The following is an 11,629-nucleotide window of genomic DNA, read 5'->3' as shown; positions in this document are numbered from 1 at the left end:
TAGGAAAGTCCCCAAAAAGGACTTCTGGTTGCAAGGAGAGCGCGTGCTCACTGTCGGTGACAAGTTCCCCGAGTTCGACCTGACCGCTTGCGTTTCGCTCGAATCCGGCAAGGAATTCGAGCAGATCGACCACAAGACCTACGAGGGCAAGTGGAAGATCGTGTTTGCGTGGCCGAAGGACTTCACCTTCGTGTGCCCCACCGAGATCGCCGCCTTCGGCAAGCTGAACGACGAGTTCGCCGACCGTGACGCCCAGATCCTCGGCTTCTCCGGTGACTCCGAGTTCGTGCACCACGCCTGGCGCAAGGACCACCCGGACCTGACCGACCTGCCCTTCCCGATGCTCGCCGACTCGAAGCACGAGCTCATGCGCGCCCTGGGCATCGAGGGCGAGGACGGCTTCGCGCAGCGCGCCGTCTTCATCGTCGACCAGAACAACGAGATCCAGTTCACCATGGTGACCGCCGGCTCCGTCGGCCGTAACCCCAAGGAGGTCCTGCGGGTGCTCGACGCCCTGCAGACCGACGAGCTGTGCCCCTGCAACTGGTCCAAGGGCGACGAGACCCTCGACCCGGTCGCGCTCCTGTCGGGCGAGTGATCTGAGATGGCACTCGACGAACTGAAGTCCGCGGTACCGGACTTCGCCAAGGACCTCAAGCTGAACCTCGGCTCGGTCATCGGCAACAGCGACCTCCCGCAGCAGCAGCTGTGGGGCACCGTCCTGGCCTGCGCGATCGCCTCGCGCTCGCCGAAGGTGCTGCGCGAGCTGGAGCCCGAGGCGAAGGCGAACCTCTCGGCCGAGGCGTACACCGCCGCCAAGTCGGCCGCCGCCATCATGGCGATGAACAACGTCTTCTACCGCACGCGTCACCTCCTCTCCGACCCGGAGTACGGGACGATGCGCGCCGGTCTGCGGATGAACGTCATCGGCAACCCCGGCGTGGACAAGGTCGACTTCGAGCTGTGGTCGCTGGCCGTCTCCGCCATCAACGGCTGCGGCATGTGCCTGGACTCGCACGAGCAGGTGCTCCGCAAGGCCGGCGTGGACCGCGAGACCATCCAGGAAGCCGTCAAGATCGCGGCCGTCCTGCAGGCCGTGGGCGCCACCCTGGACGCCGAGGCGGCGCTGGCGGAGTAATCCCCCGCACCCTCGCAAAGACCCGGGCCCCGTGGACAGTTGTCCATGGGGCCCGGGTCTTTCGTGCGGGTACCTGAGCGGCGCGGGGAACGGTCCGCCGGCCCCCGGCCGCGCCGGGTCCTTCAGTCCTCCACGGCCTTCGGAGGGGCCGTGGGCGCCACCCCGATCGCCGTGGCGCCCCGCGGCTGCGGAGCCATCCGTACCGCCTGTTCCTGGGAGTACGCGCGGAGATACCCGACCACGGTGTTGGTCACGGCGACCAGCGGCACGGCCACCACCGCGCCGCCGATCCCGGCGATCAGCCCGCCGGCCGCGACCGACAGGATCACCGCCAGGGGGTGCACCCGCACCGCGCGCCCGAGAATGAACGGCTGGAGGATGTGCCCCTCGATCTGCTGCACGGCCAGCACCACGGCCAGCACCATCAGCGCCGTGAACACGCCCTGGGTGACCAGCGCGACGACGCACGCGAGCGCACCTGACACCACCGCGCCGATCAGCGGGATGAAGGCGAACAGGAAGATGAACACGGCCAGCGGCACGGCGAGCGGCACGTTCAGGAAGTACAGCCCGATGCCGATGAAGATCGCGTCGATCAGGGCGACCAGGACCGTGCCCCGCACATAGGCGGTCAGCGTGCGCCAGGCGCGCGGCCCGGCGCCCGCGACACCCTCACGGGCCGCGCCGGGAACCAGCTTGAGCACCCACGACCAGATCCGGCGGCCGTCGTACAGCAGGAAGAGCGTGGTGAACATCGCCAGCAGAATGCCGGTGAGGACCTCCAGCACGACGGTGACGCCTTCGAGCCCCGCCGAGGTGATCGCCTCGGTGTTGGCACCGACCGCGTCCTGAAGGTTCTTGGCGATGTTGTTGATCTGCGCCTCGGTCACGTGGAACGGGCTCTTGAGCAGCCAGCCCTTCAACTCGGTGATGCCTTCCAGGATGCGGCTGGAGACCGAGTCGATGTTGTCCTGCACCTGCCACACCACGAACCAGCCGACCAGGCCCATGATGACGAAGCCGCCGATGAAGGTCAGCGCCGTGGCGAACCCGCGCGGCAGCCCGCGGCGGCGCAGCCAGGCCACCGTCGGCTGGAGCAGCGCGGTGATCAGCAGGGCCGCGACGAAGGCCAGCACGACCAGTTCGATGGTGGTGATGACCCGGGCCAGCACCCAGAGCGTCCCGGCCAGCACCAGCAGCCGCCAGCCGGCCTCGGCGGCGACCCGTACGCCCCACGGCACGGCGGCGACCGGATCGGGCCTGGCGGACACCGCGGGCGCGTACGCGGGCGGCGCGGGCACGGATTCCGGTGGGCGCACCAGGACGGCGCCCTCGCCCTCCAGGGGCACGTCGGAAAGCCGCGCCTCCTGGGGGGACTCGGCGCCCTTCTGAGGAGCGGTCAGCGGCATGGGCGGGGCTTCGCCGCCCGGCGCGGCCCCTCCCCCGACGGACGGCAGACCGGTCTCCGCGGCCCCTGCGGCCCCCGGGGCTCCCGGGGCTCCCGCGGCCCCCGGGGCTCCCGACTCGGCCGTACCGTCCGGGACATCGGGGCGTACGGCATGCCGCAGCTCCTCGGGGTCGTCGGCCGCCGCCGCGGACTCCGCACGGCGGCGCTGGTCCTCCAGCCGCTGCGAGAGCCGCGTCAGACCGGCGCCGAGGCCACCGACCCACTCAGGCAATCTGGACATGTCGCTTCCTCTTCCCCTCCCGTCCCCCACATCTGACGGGACGACGTTACCCGCGAAGGACGCACGAGACCCCCGACGCTGACGCGGTCGGGGGTCTCGGTTGCGCTGTGGTGCTGCTGGAAGCCGGCGGCGGACCTAGTACCAGCTGTTGGCCTGCCAGAACTGCCAGGCGCCACAGGGGCTGCCGTAGCGGCTGTTCATGTAGTTCAGGCCCCACTTGATCTGGGTGGCCGGGTTGGTCTGCCAGTCGGAGCCCGCGGAGGACATCTTGGAGCCGGGGAGTGCCTGGACCAGACCGTAGGCGCCCGACGAGGCGTTGGTGGCCTGGTAGTTCCAGCCGGACTCGTGGCTCACGATGTTGCTGAAGCACTGGAACTGCTCGCCCGGGATCATCTGGCGCGCAATGGCCTGCGTCTCGGCGACCGTGTAGGAACCCTTGGCAACGAAGTCGCTGGCGTCACGCGCTGCGGAACGGTTGGCGGCGAGCTTCTTCTTCTCGCGCGCTTCCGCGTCCGCCTTCGCCTTGGCGTCGTCGGCGGCGTCCTTCTTCTCCTGCGCGGTTTGTGCGGCTGCCTTGCGTGCCGACTCCTGCGCGGTCTTGAGGGCTGCCGCATCCGCCTGGGTGGACTGGTCGTCCGCCTGCTGCGTCAGGGAGGCCGTCTGCACCTGGGCCTGCTGGCCCGCGGGAATGTCTGCGATCGTCGCATCGGCGGCGGTGGCTTCGGTGTTGGCGACCGAGCCAGGCTCATTGCCTGCGGCGACGCCGACCACGGCGCCGACGGTGGTGACCGCGGTGGCGGAGGCCACGGCGAATCCCCGGACCGAGATCCGGCTCACACGATTTCCTTCCAGCATCGCCCGCATAGGTGACCTCGCGGACGCAATCGTGCCCCTGGCGCTGGTCTCCCCTTGTTCCGCCCCCTGTTGAGCGGTAGGGGGCGGCTGGTCACGGGAGGCACGGGCCCGGTACGTACCCCTCGGGGTCCGCGTGGTGCTCGGGCGGCATACGGCGGTTCGCTATGAAGTTCGGGTGTTCCGCACCTCTGGGGATGCTGGTTGTGCCGTATGCGGGGCCTGACAGGACCCAGACTCTGCCCGAACGAGACGCCGGGAATCAATTCTCCACTGGGTGTGAAAGCTCACACCTCGTTTACCCCCAAGTAATTTCGGTTATTCCCGCGCACAGGAACGCCGTCCGGCTAAGCTCCTTGGCTTTGCCGGACGGCGCCGTGGTTCACAACCGGTCAGATCCTGCCGTCCTCCAGCATTTCGGTCACCAGCGCGGCGATCGGCGACCGCTCCGAGCGGGTCAGCGTGACGTGCGCGAAGAGCGGATGCCCCTTCAGTTTCTCGACCACCGCCACCACGCCGTCGTGCCGCCCGACCCGCAGGTTGTCGCGCTGTGCGACGTCATGCGTGAGCACCACGCGCGAGTTGGCCCCGATGCGGGACAGCACGGTCAGCAGGACGTTCCGTTCGAGGGACTGGGCCTCGTCCACGATGACGAACGCGTCGTGCAGCGACCGGCCGCGGATGTGGGTGAGCGGCAGCACCTCCAACATGCCGCGCCCCACCACCTCTTCGATGACCTCCTTGCTCGTCACCGCGGACAGCGTGTCGAAGACCGCCTGAGCCCAGGGGCTCATCTTCTCCGCCTCGCTGCCCGGCAGATAGCCGAGTTCCTGGCCGCCGACGGCGTAGAGCGGGCGGAACACCATCACCTTGCGGTGCTGCTGACGCTCCAGCACCGCCTCCAGGCCCGCGCACAGCGCCAGCGCCGACTTGCCGGTGCCGGCTCTGCCACCCATCGAGATGATGCCGACCTCCTGGTCGAGCAGCAGATCCAGGGCGATCCGCTGCTCGGCGCTGCGGCCGTGGATCCCGAACGCCTCCCGGTCGCCGCGCACCAGCCGGACCGCGCCCTCCGGGGTGACCCGGCCGAGCGCCTTGCCCCGCTCGGACTGGAGCACGAGCCCGGTGTGCACCGGAAGTCCGGCGGCGTCCGGTACGGGGGCGACCTCGTCGGCGAACAGGTCGTCGATCTGCTCGGCGGCGACGGTCAGTTCGGCCATCCCCGTCCAGCCGGAGTCGGTGACCGCCAGTTCGGCGCGGTACTCCTCGGCCAGCAGGCCGACCGATGACGCCTTGATGCGCATCGGCAGGTCTTTGGAGACGACGGTGACGTCGTAGCCCTCGGCCTGGAGGTTGCGTGCCACCGCCAGGATCCGCGAGTCGTTGTCGCCGAGCCTGCTGTGCTCGTTGAGGAAGGCGGCGGGCAGGAGCGCGGGATCGGAGTGGTTCAGCTCGACCCGGAGCGTCCCGCCCAGATCCCCGATGGGAAGGGGCGCGTCCAGCCTCCCGAACTGCACCCGGTACTCGTCCAGCAGTCGGAGCGCCTGCCGCGCGAAGTAACCCAGCTCTGGATGGTGCCTCTTGGCCTCCAACTCCGTGACCACGACGACCGGCAGCACGACTTCGTGCTCGTCGAAGCGGGACATGGCGCCTGGATCCGCCAGCAGGACGCTGGTGTCGAGGACATAAGTGCGCCGGCCGTTCTCACGGCGCTTCTTGCTGTTCACCACGGGTGGACGAACCCCCTCGGATGAGGTCGGGGTGCGACGGCGTCGCGGGGGACAGGACCGGCATCCGGCCACGTTGCACGGGCCGAAGACCGGCCCTCCGCGTCGGCCGTGCACGGGGCACGATCGTCCGTGATGTGCAAAGGGCCTCCCGGGCGGACGACCCCATGCCGTCCGCTGAGATACGGCGCCCGTGTCTGATTCCGGACGCCGACCTGGAAGGGATATTCCCGCGAACCCGCACGCCCATGCCACGGCATATGACGCACAGGTGATGAACCTTGGGTTACACGGCGCCACGACGGGGGCGCGCCCCGCCGGAACGCGCCCGCTCACTGCGCCCCGGCGGGCCGGGAACGGCCTTCCTGCCGGCGCACTGACGGCCGGGCACATCCTGGTGGGGATGTGCCCGGCCGTCAGGTGTGGCGGTGCCGTTCCGGTGGCGGTGCCGCGCTAGAAGCCGTAACGCCGGTGCCTGGCCGCGTAGTCGCGCAGCGCACGCAGGAAGTCGACCTTCCGGAACGCCGGCCAGAAGACCTCGCAGAAGTAGTACTCGGAGTGGGCGCTCTGCCAGAGCATGAAGCCGGAGAGGCGCTGTTCGCCGCTGGTGCGGATCACCAGGTCCGGGTCGGGCTGGCCGCGGGTGTAGAGGTGCTCGGAGATGAGGTCGATGTCGACGATCTCGGCGAGCTCGTCGAACGACGTGCCGCGCTCGGCGTGTTCGTGCAGCAGGGAGCGGACCGCGTCGGCGATCTCCTGCCGGCCGCCGTATCCGACGGCGACGTTCACCAGGACGCCGGTGTTGTCGGCGGTGTCCTGCTCGGCCTTCTTCAGCACGTGCTGGGTGTCGGCGGGCAGCAGGTCGCGGTTGCCGACGTGGTGCACCCGCCAGCGACCGCCGACCGCCAGATCGCGCACGGTGTTCTCGATGATGCCCAGCAGGGGCGTCAGTTCCTCTTCGGGCCGGTCGAGGTTGTCCGTCGACAGCAGCCAGAGGGTGACGACCTCGACGTCGGTCTCCTCGCACCACCCGAGCAGTTCGCTGATCTTGGCGGCGCCGGCCTGGTGGCCCTGTTCCGTCGTCCGGCCGTCGGCCCGCGCCCAGCGGCGGTTGCCGTCGAGGATCACGCCGATGTGCTTGGGCACCTGGGTGTGATCCAGGCGGCCCTCCACCCGGCGCGCGTACAGCCGGTACACCAGATTCCGCAGTGCAGGCGGATACGGGATGCGCACCCCGGAAGATCGCAGCATGTGTGGTCCAGCCCCTCCGTGCCCATGGCGGTCGCCCCGTCGCCTAAGTCGGCAACTTTACTTCTCGGGCGTCTCAACAGCCCAATCAGGTATGTCACAAGTCCGTGATAAGGAGATGACCATGACTGGTTCCTCTCCTTACTGCGCCGCGGAATCACGCTATGACTCCATGGAGTACCGGCGTACCGGCCGCAGTGGCCTCAAACTTCCGGCCATCTCCCTTGGACTCTGGCACAACTTCGGCGACGACCGCACCCTGACGTCCCAGCGCGCGATCCTGCGACGCGCCTTCGACCTGGGCGTCACCCACTTCGACCTGGCCAACAACTACGGCCCGCCGCCCGGCTCGGCCGAGCTGAACTTCGGAAAGATCTTCGCGCAGGACTTCAGGCCCTACCGCGACGAGATGATTCTCTCGACCAAAGCCGGATATCGGATGCACCCCGGTCCTTACGGGGAATGGGGATCGCGGAAATATCTCCTCTCGTCGTTGGATGCGTCGCTGAAGCGGATGGGTGTCGATTACGTCGATATCTTCTACTCGCACCGCTTCGACCCGGAAACCCCGCTGGAGGAGACGATGGGCGCCCTCGCGTCCGCCGTCCGGCAGGGCAAGGCCCTGTACGCGGGTGTCTCCTCGTACAACGCCGAGCAGACCCGCGAGGCGGCCAGGATCCTGCGCGGGATGGGCGTCCCCGCGCTGATCCACCAGCCGTCCTACTCGATGATCAACCGCTGGACCGAGGACGACGGCCTGCTGGACACCCTCGAATCCGAGGGCATGGGCTGCATTTCCTTCGCACCGCTGGCGCAGGGCCTGCTGACCGACAAGTACCTGCACGGCATTCCGGAGGGCTCGCGCGCCGCGCAGGGCAAGTCGCTCGACCCGGGCCTCCTGTCCGACGAGGTCGTCCGGCGGCTGCGCGGTCTGCACGACATCGCCGCCCGCCGCGGCCAGTCACTGGCCCAGCTGGCGCTCGGCTGGGTGCTCCGCGACGCGCGGATGACGTCGGCCCTGATCGGCGCGAGCAGCGTCGGGCAGCTGGAGGCGAACGTCGCGGCGCTGTCCGCCCCGGTGCTGACGGAGACCGAGCTGGCCGAGATCGACAGGTTCGCCGAGACGACGGACGGCGTGAACATCTGGGCGCGCCGGGGCTGACGTACCTCCGGTGCCCCTTACGGGCGGCAGGCCCGGCGCGCCGCCCGTGCGGTCAGTTGCCCCACCGTGCCGCCGCCGTCCGCTCCTCGATGGCGGCGCGGTACGGCGGGGTGGTGCGCTCGTGCAGCACCCCGCCGGGGAACGAGTGGGGCGGGGCCTTCTCCGGGCGGGCCACGGCCTGCGCGACGACCTCGTCGACGAGCGCGGTGGTCATCGAGAGCCGCGGGTAGGCCGCGTGGATCGCGGCGCCCGTGGCGTCGCTGACGAAGTCCGTGTCGCGGCCGAAATCCATCCCCACCCCGGCCCTGACGAAGGCGCACAGCGTGCCCCGGCGTTCGGCGATGCCGGGCGATGTGTGCAGCGCGATGGCTTCCCACACGGCGTCGACCTGCCCGGCGGGCAGGTTCTGCTCGGTGAGGAAGGCCGCGGCGGCGTCCGCCCCGTCGACCTCGAAGCGCTGCCTTCCGTTGCCCCGCTCGCTGAGGCCGATGTCGTGCAGCACACAGGCGAGGAAGAGCAGCTGCGGGTCGTAGTCGCGGCCCGGCTCGGCGCCGCGGTGGTCGGCGAGCAGCCGCGCGAACAGGGCGCTGCGGATGCTGTGGTGGGCGATGGGGGCGGATTCCTCCCGGATGACGAGGTGGAGCGCGCGGCGGGTGAGCGGGTCTTCCGGCAGCGCGGGGATCAGCTCCTGCGGCGCGGGAACGGCCTTCAGACCGGCTGTGACCTGGGATTCTCCTGGAGTCATGGCTCCATGCTCGGCCCGGTGGCGGCGCATCTACAGTGGCAGGAACGCCAGGTTGCGAGAGGATCCTGCCATGTCCGACCGCTCCCCCGCTCCCGCCGTCCTGCCGCCGCACGACGTGGCGGTCCTGGTGCTCCCTTCGGTGCTGCCGCTGGACCTCGGCATCCCGGCGCAGATCTTCGCGCCGCGCGAGGAGCCGACGCCGTACCGCCTCACCCTCTGCGGCGCGGCGCCAGGACCGGTGCCCACCACCGCCGGGTTCGGCGTCACCGTGGAGTCAGGTCTTGAGGCGGTGCGCCGGGCGGACACGGTGGTGGTCCCGGGGTTCGCTCCGCATCTGCGCCCGCCGGAGCCCGCGGTGCTCGACGCGCTGGCCGCCGCGTACGCCAGGGGCGCGCGGCTGGTCTCGATCTGTACCGGCGCGTTCGCCCTGGCCGCGGCCGGTGTGCTGGACGGCCGTACGGCGACCACCCACTGGCAGAACGCCGACGAGCTGGCCGCCCGCCATCCGCGGGTACGGGTGGATCCCGGCGTGCTGTACGTCGACGAGGGGCAGGTCCTCACCTCGGCGGGGGTGGCCGCCGGCATCGACCTGTGTCTGCACCTCGTGCGGCGGGACGTGGGGGCGAAGACAGCCAACCGGGTGGCGCGCAGCTTGGTGGCCGCGCCGCACCGCGAGGGCGGCCAGGCCCAGTACGTGCAGCATCCGCTGCCGCCCGAGTCCGACGGCGCCTCGCTGGCCGCGACCCGCAGCTGGGCGCTCGACCGGCTGGGTGAGCCCCTGTCGGTGGCGCTGCTGGCCGGGCACGCCAGCGTCTCGCCGCGGACCTTCGCCCGCAGGTTCGTCACGGAGACCGGGGTCACGCCCCTCCAGTGGCTGCTGGCCGCCCGCCTCAACCGGGCCCGTGAGCTGCTGGAACACAGCGATCTGAGCGTCGACAGGGTCGCCGACCAGTGCGGCCTCGGCAGTCCTTCCAACCTCAGGCGGCACTTCCGCCGGCTGCTCGGCACCTCGCCCCGCGCGTACCGGATGGCCTTCACGGCGCCGGAGAGCTGACAGGCGTCGTACGGCGGATGCGCCCGGGAAACAAAAAGCGGGCCGGTCCGTGGGGGGGATACGGACCGGCCCGAGGGGGGGTCTCCACCATAACCCCGACCGAGGGGTGGTGCGTGCAGGACGCGCAACCCGGTGTGCCCCGGTCGCGCGCCGGGGCTCACCGGCCGCCGCTCAGCCGGCCACGGCGGCTGCGGGCAGCAGTCCGCAGAGGGCTCCGACGATCATGAACGGGCCGAGCGGCATGGGCTCCTGGCTCCGGCCACGGCGGGCGAGCAGCAGCCCCGCGCCCCACAGCGCGCCGATGAACACCCCGGCGGCGCCGCCGATGAGCAGGGCGCGCCAGCCGTACCACCCCAGGGCGATGCCCAGGCCGAGTGCCAGCTTGGCGTCGCCCAGGCCGATCCCGCCGGGGTTGACGGCGAAGAGCAGCAGGTAGCACGCGCCGAGCAGCAGGCCGCCCAGCAGCGCCCGCAGCCAGGAGTCCGACGTGCCGGTGAGCCAGCCGACGAGCCCGAGCGCCGCGGCGGCCAGGGCGGCGAGCGGCAGCGTCAGCGCGTCCGGGAGGCGTCGCACCCGCCAGTCGACGGCCGCCAGGAGGACGGCCACGGGGGCCATCAGCAGCCAGGCGGCCAGCTCGGGGCGGGCGCCGGTGGCCGCCGCGAGCGCCGCGCAGACCAGTGCGGTGGCGGCGGCCACCGGCAGCGCCGCGGGCCCGCAGGCCGTCCGGCACCGCGGGCAGCGCGGCGGTCCCAGCCAGCCGCGGGCGTATCCGGTGAGGGGATGGCCTGTGGGGCAGTGCGCGCGCCAGTCCTCCTCCGGTTCGACGGCCATCCGGTGGGCGGGGCGGGGCAGCAGCAGTCCGGCGGCGGCACCGTAGGCGGCGGCGAGGATCATCAGCGTCGGCGACACGCGACGACTGTAGAACGCGGCGGTCCCGGTGCGTTCGGACTCCCGCGCGCGGGGCTGGTAGAACGGCGCCCATGGGCTCGACGAAGCGATGGCGGGACGGCGCGGGAACGTTGCACGGCGCGGATGTGGTGGTGCCCGTCGAGGTCGCGGCGTCCTACCGGGCGCGCACCCGGGGGCTGTTGGGACGCGACGGCATCGAGGGCGCGCTGCTGCTGACCCCGGCGAGCGGGGTGCACACCTTCCGGATGCGGTTCGCGCTCGATGTCGCCTATCTGGGGCGGGACTTCAGGGTGCTGGCGGTGCGGACCATGCACCCGGGGCGGCTGGGGCTGCCACGGCCGCGGTCCCGGCACGTGCTGGAGGCCGAGGCGGGCGCGATGGCCGGGTGGGGCCTGCGGCCCGGCCTGACGCTGGAGGTGCGCCCGGCACCCGAGCCGCCCAACTCGCCCTGAGAGACGCCTGGTTGATCAATCACCTCTAGGACGCGCGGGGAAAGCTGACCTCCACCCGGCGGTTCTTCTTGCGGCCGGCTTCGGTGCCGTTGTCGGCGATGGGGTACTGCTCGCCGTAGCCGCGGACCTGGAACGTCACCGATGAGTCCAGGCTCTCGGCCAGTTCGCGCTGGACGGCGTGGGCGCGTTCCTTGGACAGTGTGACGCCGTGGGCGGACGAGCCGAGGCTGTCGGTGAAGCCGAAGACCCGCAGATCGGTGGCGTGTTGGCGTTCGGACTCGGTGGCGATGGCACCGATGCGGGAGCGGGCGTCCGATGACAGTTCGGCGCTGTCCTTGCCGAACAGCACCTCGGCCTGGAGCGAGAACGTCACGTTGTCGTTGGTGTCCTGCCGCTGCTCGGCGCCGTCGTCGGTCTCGACGACCGACTTGATGTTGAGGACCTTCGACGGGGCCAGCTTCGCGCCCTGGACCATGCGCAGGTCGGGGTCGCGGGCGTCGATCCGGACCGGTGGTGTGCTGTCCTCCGTGATGCCGGGCGGGGTGGTGGCCCGCGCGGCGGGGACGGTGAGCGCGGCGGTCAGCAGCAGCACGGCTGCGGTGGCTGCGGTGCGCGGCAGAGAGGGGGTGCGGGGCGGGTGCGGCGCGGTCATCG

Annotated in this window: 12 protein-coding genes; 5 read left to right on the top strand and 7 right to left on the bottom strand. The window is 71.0% G+C overall.

The annotated features are described in order from the left end of the window. Positions 1 to 43 precede the first annotated feature (43 nt). On the top strand, positions 44 to 598 hold the full coding sequence (locus ACIBK8_RS00410) for a peroxiredoxin (protein WP_393682904.1): 555 nt from the start codon (positions 44 to 46) through the stop codon (positions 596 to 598). Between the two features lie 6 nt (positions 599 to 604). Next, positions 605 to 1,138, top strand: a complete 534-nt coding sequence (locus ACIBK8_RS00405) for an alkyl hydroperoxide reductase (protein ID WP_393682905.1) — start codon at positions 605 to 607, stop codon at positions 1,136 to 1,138. Positions 1,139 to 1,260: 122 nt separating this feature from the next. Here ACIBK8_RS00405 and ACIBK8_RS00400 read toward each other — a convergent pair whose 3' ends face one another. From ACIBK8_RS00400 to ACIBK8_RS00385, 4 genes are all read right to left on the bottom strand, one after another. After that, entirely contained in the window at positions 1,261 to 2,826 is a 1,566-nt protein-coding gene (locus ACIBK8_RS00400) for an AI-2E family transporter (RefSeq protein ID WP_399039281.1), read from the bottom strand. A gap of 135 nt (positions 2,827 to 2,961) precedes the next feature. Then, positions 2,962 to 3,663, bottom strand: a complete 702-nt coding sequence (locus tag ACIBK8_RS00395; RefSeq protein ID WP_399039280.1) for a transglycosylase SLT domain-containing protein — start codon at positions 3,661 to 3,663, stop codon at positions 2,962 to 2,964. A gap of 407 nt (positions 3,664 to 4,070) precedes the next feature. After that, positions 4,071 to 5,408, bottom strand: a complete 1,338-nt coding sequence (locus ACIBK8_RS00390; protein ID WP_399039279.1) for a PhoH family protein — start codon at positions 5,406 to 5,408, stop codon at positions 4,071 to 4,073. A gap of 450 nt (positions 5,409 to 5,858) precedes the next feature. After that, on the bottom strand, positions 5,859 to 6,656 hold the full coding sequence (locus tag ACIBK8_RS00385) for an isoprenyl transferase (protein WP_399039278.1): 798 nt from the start codon (positions 6,654 to 6,656) through the stop codon (positions 5,859 to 5,861). 121 nt (positions 6,657 to 6,777) lie between these two features. Between ACIBK8_RS00385 and mgrA the strand changes: the two genes are divergently transcribed. After that, complete coding sequence (gene mgrA, locus ACIBK8_RS00380; RefSeq protein WP_399039277.1) at positions 6,778 to 7,815, top strand: L-glyceraldehyde 3-phosphate reductase; 1,038 nt, start codon at positions 6,778 to 6,780, stop codon at positions 7,813 to 7,815. 52 nt (positions 7,816 to 7,867) lie between these two features. Here mgrA and ACIBK8_RS00375 read toward each other — a convergent pair whose 3' ends face one another. After that, the gene (locus tag ACIBK8_RS00375) at positions 7,868 to 8,560 is read right to left on the bottom strand and encodes an HD domain-containing protein (protein ID WP_399039276.1); all 693 of its coding nucleotides are present in this window, start codon (positions 8,558 to 8,560) and stop codon (positions 7,868 to 7,870) included. A 70-nt stretch (positions 8,561 to 8,630) separates the two neighbouring features. Here ACIBK8_RS00375 and ACIBK8_RS00370 point away from each other — a divergent pair, with 70 nt between their 5' ends. Further along, positions 8,631 to 9,614, top strand: a complete 984-nt coding sequence (locus ACIBK8_RS00370) for a GlxA family transcriptional regulator (RefSeq protein WP_399039275.1) — start codon at positions 8,631 to 8,633, stop codon at positions 9,612 to 9,614. A gap of 171 nt (positions 9,615 to 9,785) precedes the next feature. Here ACIBK8_RS00370 and ACIBK8_RS00365 read toward each other — a convergent pair whose 3' ends face one another. After that, positions 9,786 to 10,523 (bottom strand): prepilin peptidase, encoded by a 738-nt coding sequence (locus ACIBK8_RS00365; RefSeq protein ID WP_399039274.1) that lies wholly within the window; start codon positions 10,521 to 10,523, stop codon positions 9,786 to 9,788. A gap of 71 nt (positions 10,524 to 10,594) precedes the next feature. On the opposite strand from ACIBK8_RS00365, the gene ACIBK8_RS00360 reads away from it, so the two are divergent. Further along, complete coding sequence (locus tag ACIBK8_RS00360) at positions 10,595 to 10,975, top strand: DUF192 domain-containing protein (RefSeq protein WP_399039273.1); 381 nt, start codon at positions 10,595 to 10,597, stop codon at positions 10,973 to 10,975. Between the two features lie 25 nt (positions 10,976 to 11,000). Here the strand turns inward: ACIBK8_RS00360 and ACIBK8_RS00355 are convergent, their stop codons facing one another. After that, positions 11,001 to 11,627, bottom strand: a complete 627-nt coding sequence (locus ACIBK8_RS00355) for an OmpA family protein (RefSeq protein ID WP_399039272.1) — start codon at positions 11,625 to 11,627, stop codon at positions 11,001 to 11,003. Positions 11,628 to 11,629 lie beyond the last annotated feature (2 nt).

This window comes from Streptomyces sp. NPDC050161, from assembly GCF_044460025.1.
Lineage (GTDB): Bacteria > Actinomycetota > Actinomycetes > Streptomycetales > Streptomycetaceae > Streptomyces.
The sequence above is the reverse complement of the archived record's forward strand: the minus strand, read 5'-3'. Positions and strand labels throughout refer to the sequence as shown.